Source organism: Stenotrophomonas sp. YJH_SMC_119, assembly GCF_059368315.1.
Map to the genome: position 1 here is coordinate 1 of NZ_JCAFRP010000015.1, position 14,561 is coordinate 14,561.

Below are 14,561 nucleotides of genomic sequence, written 5' to 3' on the forward strand. Positions count from 1 at the left end.
CCAGCGCAATTCCGTGCTGACCCAATGGCTGCACCACTACAACTGGCACCGCCCTCACATGGGGATCGGTGGCCAGCCACCTATTTCCAGAGTCCTGCTGAACAACGTGGTGGGTTTACACAACTAACAGTCGACTCTACCGACGTTCCCGATTTCCGGCATTGCCGCCCCCCGCATCCCCGGTCATTTTGCCGCCCTCCGACGCACCCAATACCCCACGCCCAGCAGCACGAACCACACCGGGCTGGCGATCAACGCCTGGCGGGTGTCGGCCTGCAGGCTCAGCAGCACCAGCACGGCGGCGAAGAACACCAGGCAGGCCCAGCACATGGCAACACCGCCGGGCATCTTGAAGATCGATGCGGCATGGCGCTCCGGGTAGCGACGGCGATAGGCCATGTAGGCCACCAGGATCAGCGACCAGACGAAGATGAACAGCACCGTCGCCAGCGTCGTCACCAGGGTGAAGGCGGTTACCAGGTTCGGAATCAGGTAGATCAGCAGCGTGCCACCGAGCAGGCACAGGCACGAGAACAGCAGACCACGGGCGGGCACGGCGGCGCGTGACAACTTCGACAACCCGCGCGGGGCGTGGCCCTCTTCGGCCAGGCCGTACAGCATGCGGCTGGTGGAGAAGATGCCGCTGTTGGCCGAGGACGTGGCCGAGGTCAGCACCACGAAATTGATCAGGCTGGCGGCGGCAGGGATGCCGGCGAGCACGAACAGCTGCACGAACGGGCTCTTGTCCGGCACCACCTGGCGCCACGGGGTGACGGCCATGATCGCGATCAGCGCCAGCACGTAGAAGATGATGATGCGCACCGGGATCGAGTTGATCGCCTTGGGCAGGTTGCGCTCGGGGTCGGCGGTTTCGGCGGCGGTGGTGCCGACCAGCTCGATGCCGACAAAGGCGAACACCGCAATCTGGAAGCCGGCGAAGAAACCGACCAGGCCCATCGGGAACATGCCGCCGTCGTTCCACAGGTTCGACAGCGACGCGGTGTGGCCGCTGGGTGAAGTGAAGCCCCACGCCACCAGCCCGGCGCCGGTAATGATCAGCGCGCAGATCGCCACGATCTTGATCAGCGCGAACCAGAATTCCATTTCGCCGAACAGCTTCACCGTCACCAGGTTCAGCGACAGCAGCAGCATCACGCACGCCAGCGCCGGCTTCCAGGCGTCAAGCCCGGGGAACCAGAACTGCGCGTAGGCGGCAATGGCGATCACATCGGCAATGGCGGTGACGATCCAGCAGAACCAGTACGTCCATCCACAGAAGAAGCCGGCCCAAGGGCCGAGCAGATCGGTGGAGAAATCGATGAAGGATTTGTACTGCAGGTTGGACAGCAGCAGCTCGCCCATCGCGCGCATCACGAAGAACAGCATCGCGCCGATGATCAGGTAGACGAAGACGATGGACGGGCCAGCCAGGCTGATGGTCTTGCCTGAGCCCATGAACAGGCCGGTACCGATGGCACCGCCGATGGCGATCAGTTGCAGGTGGCGGTTGGACAGGCTGCGGCGCAGGTGCTCGGGGGGCGTTGCGGGCTCGGTCATGGGCGCGGGCAAAAGGGCGGGCGAAGCGTTCGACGGTAGTCCTCCACAGGCCGGAGCGCCAGCGTCGGATGGGCCAATCCCGTCAAACTTGGCCGCTTTCATCACAATGTGACCGAATACCGGATTCATCCCATTCCGCCCGGCCCGGCGCCATGCTCAGATAGCCGCACCTGCCCAAGGATCGGCCCGACCATGCGCCCTGCCCTGCCCGCCCCGCTGGAGCCCCGGCCATGAGCCGGCTGCGCGTGATCATCGGCGGCACCGCACTGGCGCTGCTGGCCGCAGCCGTGCCGATCGCGGTGATGGCCTACGCCACCTGGGACCGTGCGGTCAGTGTCGAGCAGCAGCGCCTGCGCGACATCGCCGGCCGCACCCTGCGCCGCGCCGACCAGTCCTACCTGGAAGCGCTGGCCGCGTTGAAGTCCGCCGAGGCCGGCGCCTACGATCCGTGCGGGCCGGACCACATCCGGCGCATGCAGACGCTGGTGATGACCTCGCCGTCGGTCGACCAGATGGGCTACTTCGAGGGTGGCAAGCTGCGCTGCACGTCGTGGGGCCCGTTCCTGTCCGACGTCAACCAGCCCAGGTCCGACCACGTCACCAGTGATGGCGCCGGCATCGCCGTGGATGTGCGCCCCGAGGCCAGCGGACGGCGTCAGGTCCTGTCGATCCTGTATGGCAACTACGACGTGCTGGTCGATCCGCGCCGCTTCGTCGATGTCATCGCCGACCCGAACGTGCGCCTTGCCCTGGCCAGCCCGGACGGCCGCCTCCTGGCCAGGCAGGACGGCATGGATCCGGCATTGCTGGAAACCCTGCTGCGCGCGCCCGGTGAGGGCCTGGACCACAACACCCTGTACGCCACCGCGCGCAACGAAGAGTGGCTGGCGATCGCAACCACGCCGCGTACCGCGCTTGCCGCGACCTTCCGCCAGCAGGCCTGGCTGTTCGTGCCGATCGGCGTTCTGCTGGCCGCCATCGGTGCCGGCCTGGTGATCTGGCTGTCGCGTCGCCGCCTGTCCCTGCGCGGCGAGTTGGCCACGGCGATCCGCCGCCGCGAGCTGTACCTGCACTATCAACCCATCATCGAACTGGATACCGGCATCTGCGTCGGCGCCGAGGCGCTGGTACGCTGGCAGCGCCCGGATGGCACCCAGGTGCGGCCGGACCTGTTCATTCCGCTGGCCGAAGAGGCCGGCATGATCGCCGCAGTCACCGATCTGGTGATCGAGAACGTGGTACGCGACATGCGCGAACTGCTGGTGGCCGACCGCAGCGCGCACATTGCGATCAACCTGGCCGCCGAAGACATCAGCAGCGGCCGTGCGCTGAAGATGATCTCCAAGCACATGGCCGGCAGCGGCATCCTGCCGCAGCAGATCTGGATGGAAGCCACCGAGCGCGGCTTCCTCGATCTGGACCGCGCCCGCACGATGCTGGCACAGGCACGTCGGGCCGGGCACAGCGTGGCCATTGATGATTTCGGCGTCGGCTTCTCCAGCCTGCAGTACCTGGAGCAGCTGCCACTGGATGCGCTGAAGATCGACAAGTCGTTCATCGATGCGATCGGCACCGAGAGCGCGACCAGCCCGGTGACGCCGCACATCATCGACATGGCCAAGGAGCTGGGCCTGTGGGTGGTGGCCGAGGGCGTGGAAACCGAGGCACAGCTGGCGTACCTGCATACCCGGAAGGTCGAGTTCGCGCAGGGCTGGCTGTTCTCGCGGCCGCTGCCACGGGATGAGTTCGTGGCGTTCCACCACAAGCGGCAGCAGCGCTATGGCGCGGCGCGGGAGCACATGCAGAATCCGCGCAGCGTGCCGATCGAGCGTGAGGGGGTGGAGTAGGACGGCGAACGGCGGAGCCCCTCGTGGCGGGTCGCGTATTGCTATCCCAGGGTTGGCCGGGACGGTCGGGTTCGCGGGGGACGCCGTAAACCCGTCCATGGGGGCTTGGCCGCGGCATCCATCCCGCGGACACCCCCGCGAACCCGACCGCCCCGGCCTCTGACAGGTTCCGGCGGCGTCCCGCCACGGAATCAACAGAAGAAGGCAAAGGCAAACGCGGGTCGCTGCGCTCGGTGGATCCCCGCCATGCGTGGATGGCGGGGACCACGGTAGTGCCGGCCGCTGGCCGGCACCTCCGTAACGTTTGCTCTGGGCCTACGCCCAGGCCTTCGGCCGTGCCAGCAGCCACGCCACGCTCACCGCCAGCAGCAGCAACGGCAGCCATCCCAACTGGTTCGGGCCGCCCGCCTGCAGCAGCACACCCCCTGCAACGCCTCCGGCGGCGATGGCGAGGTTCCAGCCGGTCACCAGCATCGACTGCGCCAGATCCGCGGCGGCACCCGCACGCCGTGCCAATGCGGTCTGGAACAACGTAGGCACCGCACCGAAGGCCACGCCCCACAGGATCGTCGCCAGCAGCAGCGCGGTCGCGTCGCCCGGCCACAGCAGCAGCGCCAGCACCGGCACGATGAAGCCGATCACCGCCGCCCACACCAGCGTGCGCAGATGACGGTCCACGCCCCAGCCGGCAATGCCGATGCCGGCGATGGCGGCCACGCCAAAGGCCAACAGCAGGCGGTCCAGCCACGGGCCGGCGCCGGCCTCCACCGCCAGCGGTTCGATGTAGGTGTAGAGCACGTTGTGCGCCAGTACGTACAGCACCATCACCAGCAGTGCACTGCGCACGCCCGGCATGCGCCACACCGTGCCCAGCGGTATGCGCCGGCCAGCACCGGCGGCGGTCAAGGCCGGCAGTGCCCAACGCGCATACGCCAGCAGCCCCACGCCCAGCACGCTCATCAGCGCGAACGCCCAACGCCAGCCGATCTGCTGGCCCAGCAAGGTGCCCGCCGGTACGCCCAGTGACAGCGCCAACGGCGATCCGACCATCGCCACCGCGATTGCCCTGCCCTGCAGCGACGGCACCACCATGCGCGCGGCGTAACCGGCCACCAGCGACCACAGCAGGCCACCACTCACGCCGGCCAGGAAACGCGCGGCCAGGATCAGCGGATAGCTGCTGCTCAGTGCGGTCAGCGTGTTGACCAGCACGAAGCCGGCAATCGCGGCGAGCAGCAAGGGGCGTCGTGGCAGGCGCTGGGTCAGTGCGGTCATCGGCAAGGCGGCCATCACCGAGCCCAGTGCGTACACGCTGACCAGCTGGCCGACCGCCGCATCACTCACGCCGAGGCTGTCGCCCATCGGCCGCAGTACACCGGCCGGCAGGGTCTCGGTCAGCAGCGTGATGAAGCCGCCACCGGCCAACGCCAGCAGGCCGGCCCATGGCAGGCGCGTGGCTTCACCGGCGGGGCTGGCTGCATCGATGGCATGGCCGCTCATCGCACGGTCCCCATATCGGCATACACCGCATCACGCAGTTCGTCGACGAAGGCACCATCCATGCCTTCGTACAGGGTATTGGTCAGTGCCACCACGCTCAGCCCGCGCACAGGATCGACAAACCAGCTGTGCCCGTAGGCACCGCCCCAGCGCCATGTACCTGCGTTCTGCGGCGTACCGGTTGCGGCCGCATCGCGCAGCACCGCAAAGCCCAGGCCGAAGCCCCAGCCGGCCGGTTCCGGCGGTCCCTGCTCGCCGACCTGCGGGCTGGCCATCTCCGCTGCCAGTGCGGACGGCAGGAGGCCTGAACGCTGCACATCACGCAAGGCTTCCAGCACCGCCATCACGTCATCGGCGGTACCGACCAGGCCGGCCCCGGCCGAGGGGAAACGGCTGGCATCGGTGGCGCGCGCGAGGCTGTATTCGATGCCGACCGTACCCTCGAACGGAGCGACCACCTCGCCTTCCTGCAGGCGATGCGGCTGCGGCGCGTCGCTTACATAGGGCGTGGCCAAGCGTGCCGCGTTGCGCGCAGCAAAGGCGGTGTCGCGCAGGCCCAGCGGTGCGGCCAGCAAGCGCTCGTACAGTGCCTGCAGCGTTTCACCCGTCGCTGCTTCGGCAACGGCACCGGCAACGTCCACGCCCAGCGAGTAGAGCCATTGGCTGCCCGGCGCGAACAGCAGTGGCGCCTGCGCGATGCGGCGCACGTTGTCGGCCAGGGAGAGCGGGTTCGCGTCCAGGCCATCGCTGACCCCAGCGCGCGCATACGGGCCGTCGGCATCGGCTTCGAGGAAGCGATAGCCCAACCCGCTACTGTGGCTGAGCAGTTGGCGCAGGCTGATCGGCGGCGTGCTGCCGTCGGCCAGTGCCGGGCGGAAGTCCGGCAGCCAGCGCTGCACCGGCATATCGAGGTCGAGCACGCCCTCTGCTACCAGGCGCAGGATCACCGTGGTCAGCAGCGGCTTGCTGACCGATGCCAGCCGGAACAACTGGTCGCGCTGCATCGGCGTTGCCGTCTCGCGATCGGCCAGCCCGGTCGCGCTGGAGTGGCGCAGCACACCGTGCTCGCGCACCAGCACCACCGCACCGACCAGGCGCTGCGGGTGCACCTGCTGCAGCAGCCGCTGCACCGATGGCAGTGTCGGCGTGGGTTCAAGGGAAGGAGCGGCATTCATCGCGGGAATCCGTGGGGAGAGGCCCGCCACGTTAGGCAGCACGGCGCAGCGCAAAAAGCCGGTTGCCGCTCCGGGCATCATGGACCGTGCAGTCCGCAATCGGCATGATGGCCGGAACTGCAAGGCCGCAACGGTCCCAACGCCACCCCGCACCACAGTGTTGCGATGGCGGAGCCGTCCACTACGGCCGCGCCGACCTACCCTGCCGCTTTCATCGCCCACACGCCCATGTCAGTCCTGGACAACCTCGCCAACCTGCAGACCTTCGTGCACGCGGCCGATACCCGCAGCTTCGTCGAGACCGGGCGCCTGCAGGGCATCTCGGCCTCGGCCGCCGGCAAATGCGTTGCCCGGCTGGAACAGGCATTGGGCGTGCGCCTGTTCCACCGCAGCACGCGCAGCATCACCCTCACCGCCGAAGGCCAGCTGTTCCTGGCGCGTTGCCGGCGCATCCTCGACGAGCGCGATGCCGCACGCACCGAGCTGGCACAACCGCACGCCACGCCTCGCGGCACGCTGCGCATCGGCCTGCCACTGGTGGGCGACCTGACCCTGCCGCTGATGGCCGAGTTCATGGCGGCCTATCCCGATATCCGCCTCGACCTCGATTTCAGCGATCGGCTGGTCGACGTCATCGAGGAAGGTTTCGATGCCGTACTGCGCGTCGGCGAGCCCAGCGACTCACGCATGAACGCACGACGCCTGGGTGTGTTTCCACGCCGCATCGTCGCCTCACCCGCCTACCTGCAGCGGCGCGGCACGCCGCGCACACCGGCCGATCTGATGCAGCACACGCTGCTGCACTATCGCTTCCCCAGTACCGGCAAGCTGGAACTGTGGCCGATCCACTGGCCCGACCAGGAAACACCGCAGGAGCTGCCGGTGCACATGGTGGCTAACACCATCGAAGCGCGGGTAGCGCTGGCACTGCGCGATATCGGCCTGGCGTTCGTGCCCGTGCACTCGGTGCGCGATGCACTGGCCGACGGCCGCCTGGTCACCGTTCTGGACGAGCACGTGCACTCCTGCGGCATCTTCCACCTGCTGTGGCCCTCCGGCCGCCACGTGCTTCCGAAGCTGCGGGTGTTCATCGACTTCGTCAGCGCGCGCCTGGAAACCGTGCCGTAGGCGATCGATCCACCCCATGCCCGGCCCACAGTAGATCCACGCCATGCGTGGATGCCTTTGTAGAGTCGCGCCATCAAACCATTCAGCCAGCCCCGCTATACTGGCCGCTCATTCCTCCCAGAGGCTCGCGACCAATGCGCCATTGATGCCGCCGTCTTCCCACCAGACGGCCTGACTCTTCCCGCCCCTGCGCGCAGGGGAGAACCCGGCATCCATGGAGGTCGCATGACCCCGCATTCCCTCACGCTCGATCGCGTGTCGTATCGATTGGCCGACGGCCGCCCGCTGTTTTCCGATCTGACGTTTTCCTTCGAGCCGGTCGCCACCGGCCTGGTCGGTGCCAATGGCGCCGGCAAGAGCGTGCTCGCACGCCTGCTGGCCGGACGGTTGCTGCCCGACACTGGCCAGGTGCGCGGCAGTGGCCGCGTGTTCCTGTTGCCGACGCCCGGCTATCCGCCCGCCGGCACGGTCGGTGAACTGGCCGGCGTCGGCGCGGAACTGGCTGCACTGCAACGCATCGAAGCCGGCAGCGTGGACGAGGCCGACTTCGCCTGCGTCGGCGACCGCTGGGATCTGCGCGAACGCCTGCAGCAGCAATGGCAGGCGCTTCGGCTGCCCGACGATCTCGATCCCGCCCAGCCGGCCGCGCGCCTCAGTGGTGGCCAGGCCATGCAGGTCGCGCTGTCCGGTGCCTGGGCCAGCGGTGCCGATTGGCTGATCCTGGACGAACCCAGCAACCACCTCGATGCACGCCATCGCCAACAGCTGTACGAACGGTTGCAGCAGTGGCGCGGTGGCCTGCTGGTGATCAGTCATGATCGCGAGCTGCTGGCGCACATGCAGCAGATCGTCGAACTCGATGGGCGCGGGCTGCATCGTTACGGCGGACCGTGGCAGCACTATGCCGATGCTCGCGCCGCCGAGCGCGAAGCTGCCGCCGCCCAGCTCGATCATGCGCGCGCCCAGCACCGCCAGCAGCAACGCAGCGCGCGCGAACAGCACGAACGGCAACAACAACGCCAGGCGCGTGGCAACCGCGATGCGAAGCAGGCCAACCAGGCCCCGATCCTGCTCGGCCGGCAGAAGCAGCGCGCCGAGGCCAGCCACGGCCGCGCACAACAGGTGCAGGCCGAACGCCTGCAGGCCAGCGCAGAGCATCTGCGCGCAGCGGCATCGGCGGTGCACGCGGCGCCGGAACTGGCACTGTTCGCCGGTGCGGGTGACCGTGGCAGCATGCGCCTGCTACAGGCCGAGGCGCTGGTGCTGCCACATGGCTGCAGTGCACCGTTGCAGCTGGAGATCCGCCGCGGCCAGCGCATCGCCGTGGTCGGTGACAACGGCAGCGGCAAATCGACCCTGCTGCGTGTGCTGGCCGGCCAGCTGCCTGCACGCAGTGGCGCCGTGCAACGGCATGCGCCACTGGCCCTGCTCGACCAGCAGCTGCTGGGGCTGTCCGGCGAGCGCAGCATCCTCGACACCGTGCAGGCCGCCAACCCGGACGCGGACCCAGGCGAGCTGCGCACGCGGCTGGCCCTGCTCGGGCTGGATGCACAGCGCATCCAGCGGGCAGCCCACAGCCTCAGCGATGGCGAACGCGTGAAAGGTGCGCTGGCCAGCGTGCTGTACGCCGATCCCGCGCCCCAGCTGTTGCTGTTGGACGAACCCGGCAATGCGCTGGACCTGAGCGCATTGCAGGCATTGGAGGAACTGCTTGCGGCGTGGCCGGGCGCGCTGGTGATGGTGAGCCACGACCGGCACCTGCTGCAGGCATTGCGACCGACCCACGTGCTGCAGGTGAGCACCGGGGGCTGGCAGTGGCGCGACAGTCTGTAGAGTCAAGCCATGCTCGACTCCGCCATGCATCCATCCACGCATGACGTATCGACCAGGGGGTAGTGCCGGCCGCTGGCCGGCAACCCATGGATCCTCAATGCACCGTCAACGCTTCCACACCGGGAACGCCTGCGGCAACTGCTGCCACAGCAATGGCCCCGCACGCAGCTCCTGGTCGTTGAGCAGACACGCATCCAGCTTCGAGCGCACCGCGCGCTCATCCATGTGCACGCCAATCACCACCAGTTCCTGGCGGCGATCCCCCCACAAGGGATGCCACAGCCGCTGCATCGCCGTGTGCGCTGCCGCATCCGGGAATTCTTCCGGCCCCGGCAGCGGCGCGCTCCAGCAGTCGGCCTGCTGCCGCGCCTATCCCAAGTCGCTGTAAGGCAGCGGCGTGGGCGGCAACAACGGCGCGGTGTCTTCCAGCCCGGCCCGCACGCGGTCACGTGCGGCGTACCAGAAGCCCGCCGCCTGCGTGCGCGTCGCAGCGCCCACGGTGTTCAGCTCACCCACCCAGTCCATGCGGTTGGCCAGCCAGAACCAGCCTTTGCTGCGGATCACGCCGGGCATGCCGGACTGCAGCGCGCGGGCGAAGCGCGCCGGGTGGAACGGACGTCGCGAGCGGTAGACGAAGCTGCCGATGCCGTACTCCTCGGTTTCCGGTGTGTGCTCGCCCCGCAGTTCCTTCACCCAGCCCGGCGCGCGTTGCGCACGCTCCATGTCGAAGCGACCGGTATCCAGCAGCTCGGCCAGCGGCACATCGCCGAAGCTGGACAGCAGCAGCTTCGCGTCGCGGTTCAGGCCACGCAACACGGCCAGCGTGTCCTGCAACGCTTCGTCATCCACCTGGTCCACCTTGCTGACCACTATCACGTCGGCGAACTCGACCTGCTCGCATAGCAGGTCAACCACGCCTCGATCATCCTCCGGGCCGGCCTGTTGGCCGCGCTCGGCCAGTCGCGACGTCGAGCCGAAGTCGGCAAGGAACGCGCTGCCGTCGACCACCGTCACCATCGTGTCCAGCCGCGCGATATCACTCAGGCTGAAGCCATGTTCGTCGCGCACCGCGAAGGTGGCCGCCACCGGCATCGGCTCGCCGATGCCCGTCGATTCGATCAGCAGATAGTCATAGCGGCCCGCATCGGCCAGGCGCCGCACTTCCTGCAGCAGGTCGTCGCGCAGCGTGCAGCAGATGCAGCCGTTGCTGAATTCCACCAGCGTCTCTTCAGTGCGGCGCAGCTCGGCGCCACCTTCGCGCACCAGCTGCGCATCGATGTTGACCTCGCTCATGTCGTTGACGATGACCGCCACGCGCAGGCCCTCGCGGTTGCGCAGGATCTGGTTGAGCAGGGTGGTCTTGCCGGCCCCGAGGAAGCCGGACAGCACGGTGACCGGAAGACGACGGTCGGCACGGGAAACAGTGTTCATGTCGGAGCGGGTTGGCTGCGGAACAGGAATGTTACTGTATAACACTTACTGCGCAAGGAACCTCCCCCGATGAAGTCGCCTTCTGCCGCCCTGCTTGATGCCGGCGCGGTCGCCCTGTCCAGCCTGTGCCTGCTGCACTGCCTGGCGCTGCCCCTGCTGGCCGCCGCGCTTCCCCTGTTCGGCACCTGGGCCGAGGCGGAATGGGTGCACCTGCTGTTCGTGACCATCGCCCTGCCACTGACCGGCTACGCGCTATGGCGCGCCGAGCGCCGTCACCCGCTGCCGGTGCTGGCCTGGGCCGCCGCTGGCGTCGGTCTGGGCCTGTTGCTGGCCGGCGCGCTTGCGCTGCCCTCACATGACTGGGAAACGCCGATGACCGTCACCGGCAGCCTGCTGCTGGCCGCCACGCATATCTGGAACGCACGGCACCGGCACGGGGGTAGAGTCGACTGTTAGTCGACTGCTCTTCGCTCGGGCTGCATAGAACCCCGCGCTTCGCGCGATAGTCGACTAACAGTCGACTCTACCGCCCCCCGGCCTATTTGCCGTAGCGGCGCAGCAGCTCCACCAGCACCGCGGCCTCGTCTGCCCGCTGCTGCGGGTCGTCGGCACCCACCACGTGTTCCTGCAGGTGCTCGTGCAGCAGCTCCATCAGCAGGCTGTGGGCGGCACCGCGCACGGCGGCGACCTGCACCAGCACGTCCGCGCAGTCGCCGGCTTTACCCTCGGGCTGGTCCAGCGCCTGCTCCAACGCCGCCACCTGGCCGCCGATACGGCGTACCCGGGTCAGCAGCTGCTTTCGATTCTTGTGTACATGGGCCATGGCGGGATCGTATACCCTATGGGGGTATCCACTCCAGCTCCCGCCGCCATGCACTTGGACGCCCTCGCCGCCGCCCGTCGCCACGAACACCGCTTCGACGACGGCAATCCGCTGGCCGAACGCAATACCCGCCGCGCCCTGTGGCTGACCGTCGGCATGATGCTGGTGGAGATCGTCGGCGGCTGGTGGTTCAACTCCATGGCCGTGCTCGCCGACGGCTGGCACATGAGTTCGCACGCGCTGGCGCTGGGCCTGGCGGTGTTCGCCTACCGCTGCGCGCGCCGCTACGCGCACGACCCGCGCTTCGCCTTCGGCACCTGGAAGATCGAGATCCTGGCCGGCTACACCAGCGCCATCGCCCTGCTCGGCGTCGCCGCGCTGATGGCCGTGCAGTCACTGCAGCGGCTGTGGGTACCGGCGCCGATCCACTACAACGAAGCCATCGCCATCGCTGCGGTAGGCCTGGGCGTGAACCTGCTCTGCGCATGGTGGCTGCACGACAGCCCGGGCCACGCGCATCACCACCACGGGCATGACCATGGCCATCATCACGGGCGTGACCACCAACACCACGATCACGGCCATGCGCACGGTCACGACCTCAATCTGCGCTCGGCCTACGTGCACGTGCTGGCCGACGCCGCCACCTCGGTGCTGGCCATCGTCGCCCTGCTCGGCGGCAAGCTGCTGGGCCTGACCTGGCTGGACCCGGTGATGGGCCTGGTCGGCGCCGTGCTGGTCACGGTGTGGGCTGTAGGCCTGCTACGCGACAGCGGCCGCATCCTGCTCGACGCGCAGATGGACGCACCAGTGGTGGCCGAAGTTCGCGAAGTGATCGAACAGGGCCCCTGGCCGGCGCGCCTGGCCGACCTGCACGTCTGGCAGGTCGGTCGCGGCAAGTACGCGGTCAGCGCCAGCGTGGTTACCAGCGACGCCCGCCTGGATGCGGATACCGTGCGCAACGCACTGGCGATCCATGAGGAGCTGGTGCACGTGACGGTGGAGATTCACCGCATCGTGTGATCCATACCGGGTAGTGCCGGCCGCTGGCCGGCAACCTCATGAGCTTCGGACCCAAACTGCAGTTGCCGGCCAGCGGCCGGCACTACCCTAGAGCTTCAACATCATCCGCAGCAGGTACATCAGCAGCGGCAGCGCACTCAGCACCGCACCACCGATGCCGATCCACGGCCAGCGCTCGCCGCGCACGCGCGAGGCCACCGCCAGACCGCAGCCCACCAGTGCCGCGCCCAGCACGCCCACGCCCAATCCCGCAACCATGCCATTGCCGCCTGCGGCCACCGCCGCCTGCGCCGCCAATGTGCCGGCTCCCCAACCCACAGCGATCCCCAGCCAACTGGCCATGCCGCACCACGGTGCCTTGCCCTGCGCCATCCGAAAACCCCTTTGTTCTTGCCGAATTTCTGTACGGGCGACGCCCGAGTGCCGCCTACACTAGCCGCACCTGCCCTGTAGGGACATCCCATGCGCATGCTTCGCCTGCTGCTGCCCGGTGCCGTCCTGCTGCTCACCGCCTGCAGTGGCGATGCCGGGCTTCCTTTCAGCGCCGATCCGTTGCAGGGCTGCTTCGCCACCGGCGCGCGCAAACCGGCCGACTTCCGCATCGACAGGGAAGGCGGCCAGTACTTCGTTTCCTTCAGCCGCGGCGACCAGTGGCAACGCGAGCCGAATGCCCTGCACAAGGCCACGCGCAGCGAGATCAGCCGCTACTTCCGCGATGACGCCGAGCAGATCGACAGCGCGTTGATCCGCATGGCGGGCGGCTTCGGCATCTTCCACTTCAACAGGGACGCGACGTTGAAGGGCAAGGCCAGCGATAGTGACTACATGGCGTTGATGCTGATCGGTGCTGGGCCGGTGTATGCGGTGAAGTGCCCGTAAGACGCAATGATTCTGATGGCGGCTCAGGGCACTATGGGCGCATCCTGTCTTCTTTGAGGAGCGATGCCAATGCTGCTGTTTCTGCTGCTTGCGGTAAGCGCGCCGAAGACCCAGGGGGCCTATGACGAAGTCCGGCAGCTGCCCGATGGGCAGACCCTGATCATGCGCACCCTGGACTGGGATCTCGGTGATGGTCGCCACGAGCGCGTTACCGTGCATTGGCTGCTGCAGGAAGACGGCAGCCTGCGCTACGACTTTGATCGGCAGCCACCGGAAACCCAGGACGTCCATCGTCGGTCGTGCGCGCTGCAGGGCATGCAGCCCTCGCGTGGCGTCAACATGATTTCAGGAGAAGGAGCCACGCACGGCTTCAGCTGCACCAGCCAGCGGTAGCGCCGAGCCCTCGCTCGGCTCCACCCGTCTACATCCACGCATGGCGTGGATCTACTGCAGCAGCCACACGTGGCCCCGGCAACAGCTGCGGTACCATGCCCTCCCCCGAACCGCCCCGGTACCCGCCGTGCCCCACTACACCGGCCCCCTGCTGACCCGCGACAGCGCCGACACCCTGCGCCGTGCCCATGACAAGGGCGCTGCCGACTGGCAGGGCTCGCTCGACCTCGGCCGCAGCGAGGACAGCGTGGCGCTGGATGCCGACGGCTTCCGCTTCCGTGGCCAGCCCTACCCGTGGCCGGGCAAGCTGAAGGACCGCACGCTGTACTACTGGGACGGCGAGGACTTCGCACCGATCTCGCGCTACAGCGGCTCGCTGATCAAGCTGGTGCCGACCGAATGGGGCGCACCGACCTTCGAGATCGACGGCATCAAGATGCTGCCGACCTCCAAGCTGTCACCCTTCGAGGATGCGCGCCGCAAGGTCGAGCTGGTCGCCCCGGCCGGCAAGGTGATCCTCGATACCTGCGGTGGCCTGGGCTATTTCGCCGCCTGCGCGTTGGAGGCCGGTGTCGGCCAGATCCGTTCGTTCGAGAAGAATGCCGACGTGATGTGGCTGCGCACGCTCAACCCGTGGTCACCGGATCCGGAATCGGCTGCGGCCGGTGGCCGGCTGCAGTTCAGCCACGGCGATGTCTCGCAGCAGATCGAACAGGTGGCCAGCAGCAGCGTCGACGCGATCCTGCACGACCCGCCGCGCTTCGGCATCGCCGGCGAACTGTACTCGCAGGTGTTCTACGACCACCTCGCCCGCGTCATCCGCAAGGGCGGTCGCCTGTTCCACTACACCGGCGCGCCGAACAAGCTGACCAGCGGCCGCGACGTGCCGCGTGAAGTGGCCAAGCGCCTGGAAAAGGCGGGGTTCAAGGCCGAACTGGCGCTTGACGGCGTGCTGGCCGTCAAGCGCTGAGC

General features: G+C 68.1%; 14 protein-coding genes and 1 pseudogene. 9 read left to right on the plus strand and 6 right to left on the minus strand.

Annotated features, from left to right (window positions below):
• A partial coding sequence (locus AC5P6S_RS18075; protein ID WP_146257439.1) for an integrase core domain-containing protein occupies positions 1 to 127 on the plus strand: 127 nt, incomplete at its 5' end.
• 56 nt (positions 128 to 183) lie between these two features.
• On the opposite strand, the gene cycA is transcribed toward AC5P6S_RS18075, so the two are convergent.
• The gene (gene cycA, locus AC5P6S_RS18080; protein ID WP_005407881.1) at positions 184 to 1,557 is read right to left on the minus strand and encodes a D-serine/D-alanine/glycine transporter; all 1,374 of its coding nucleotides are present in this window, start codon (positions 1,555 to 1,557) and stop codon (positions 184 to 186) included.
• Positions 1,558 to 1,787: 230 nt separating this feature from the next.
• Between cycA and AC5P6S_RS18085 the strand changes: the two genes are divergently transcribed.
• A complete protein-coding gene (locus AC5P6S_RS18085) occupies positions 1,788 to 3,404 on the plus strand; it encodes an EAL domain-containing protein (RefSeq protein WP_005412097.1) in 1,617 nt (538 codons plus the stop codon).
• A gap of 315 nt (positions 3,405 to 3,719) precedes the next feature.
• Here the strand turns inward: AC5P6S_RS18085 and AC5P6S_RS18090 are convergent, their stop codons facing one another.
• Both AC5P6S_RS18090 and AC5P6S_RS18095 read right to left on the minus strand, forming a co-directional pair.
• Positions 3,720 to 4,904, minus strand: a complete 1,185-nt coding sequence (locus tag AC5P6S_RS18090) for an MFS transporter (protein ID WP_495204699.1) — start codon at positions 4,902 to 4,904, stop codon at positions 3,720 to 3,722.
• The gene (locus tag AC5P6S_RS18095; RefSeq protein ID WP_495204700.1) at positions 4,901 to 6,079 is read right to left on the minus strand and encodes a serine hydrolase domain-containing protein; all 1,179 of its coding nucleotides are present in this window, start codon (positions 6,077 to 6,079) and stop codon (positions 4,901 to 4,903) included. The genes AC5P6S_RS18090 and AC5P6S_RS18095 overlap by 4 nt, the downstream gene beginning before the upstream one ends.
• 228 nt (positions 6,080 to 6,307) lie before the next feature.
• On the opposite strand from AC5P6S_RS18095, the gene AC5P6S_RS18100 reads away from it, so the two are divergent.
• Together AC5P6S_RS18100 and AC5P6S_RS18105 are read left to right on the plus strand one after the other, a co-directional pair.
• A complete protein-coding gene (locus AC5P6S_RS18100; protein ID WP_049459182.1) occupies positions 6,308 to 7,207 on the plus strand; it encodes a LysR family transcriptional regulator in 900 nt (299 codons plus the stop codon).
• 225 nt (positions 7,208 to 7,432) lie between these two features.
• Positions 7,433 to 9,040, plus strand: coding sequence for an ATP-binding cassette domain-containing protein (locus tag AC5P6S_RS18105; protein WP_012478998.1), 1,608 nt, complete (start codon positions 7,433 to 7,435; stop codon positions 9,038 to 9,040).
• 105 nt (positions 9,041 to 9,145) lie between these two features.
• Here the strand turns inward: AC5P6S_RS18105 and AC5P6S_RS18110 are convergent.
• Positions 9,146 to 10,471: pseudogene (locus tag AC5P6S_RS18110) on the minus strand (GTP-binding protein).
• Between the two features lie 69 nt (positions 10,472 to 10,540).
• Between AC5P6S_RS18110 and AC5P6S_RS18115 the strand changes: the two are divergent.
• Positions 10,541 to 10,927, plus strand: coding sequence for a MerC domain-containing protein (locus tag AC5P6S_RS18115; protein WP_043033951.1), 387 nt, complete (start codon positions 10,541 to 10,543; stop codon positions 10,925 to 10,927).
• Between the two features lie 82 nt (positions 10,928 to 11,009).
• Here AC5P6S_RS18115 and AC5P6S_RS18120 read toward each other — a convergent pair whose 3' ends face one another.
• Positions 11,010 to 11,294, minus strand: coding sequence for a metal-sensing transcriptional repressor (locus tag AC5P6S_RS18120; RefSeq protein ID WP_049417847.1), 285 nt, complete (start codon positions 11,292 to 11,294; stop codon positions 11,010 to 11,012).
• 48 nt (positions 11,295 to 11,342) lie between these two features.
• Between AC5P6S_RS18120 and dmeF the strand changes: the two genes are divergently transcribed.
• Positions 11,343 to 12,317 carry a CDF family Co(II)/Ni(II) efflux transporter DmeF gene (dmeF, locus tag AC5P6S_RS18125; protein ID WP_262211718.1) on the plus strand — a complete coding sequence of 325 codons (975 nt, stop codon included), beginning with the start codon at positions 11,343 to 11,345 and terminating at the stop codon, positions 12,315 to 12,317.
• Between the two features lie 87 nt (positions 12,318 to 12,404).
• Here dmeF and AC5P6S_RS18130 read toward each other — a convergent pair whose 3' ends face one another.
• A complete protein-coding gene (locus tag AC5P6S_RS18130; RefSeq protein ID WP_059036107.1) occupies positions 12,405 to 12,689 on the minus strand; it encodes a hypothetical protein in 285 nt (94 codons plus the stop codon).
• Positions 12,690 to 12,779: 90 nt separating this feature from the next.
• Here AC5P6S_RS18130 and AC5P6S_RS18135 point away from each other — a divergent pair, with 90 nt between their 5' ends.
• The 3 genes from AC5P6S_RS18135 to AC5P6S_RS18145 all read left to right on the plus strand — a co-directional run bounded on the left by AC5P6S_RS18135 (position 12,780) and on the right by AC5P6S_RS18145 (position 14,559).
• Positions 12,780 to 13,196, plus strand: coding sequence for a hypothetical protein (locus tag AC5P6S_RS18135; protein WP_065184161.1), 417 nt, complete (start codon positions 12,780 to 12,782; stop codon positions 13,194 to 13,196).
• Between the two features lie 69 nt (positions 13,197 to 13,265).
• Positions 13,266 to 13,589 (plus strand): hypothetical protein, encoded by a 324-nt coding sequence (locus tag AC5P6S_RS18140; protein ID WP_059036103.1) that lies wholly within the window; start codon positions 13,266 to 13,268, stop codon positions 13,587 to 13,589.
• 127 nt (positions 13,590 to 13,716) lie between these two features.
• Positions 13,717 to 14,559, plus strand: a complete 843-nt coding sequence (locus AC5P6S_RS18145) for a class I SAM-dependent methyltransferase (protein ID WP_262238531.1) — start codon at positions 13,717 to 13,719, stop codon at positions 14,557 to 14,559.
• Positions 14,560 to 14,561 lie beyond the last annotated feature (2 nt).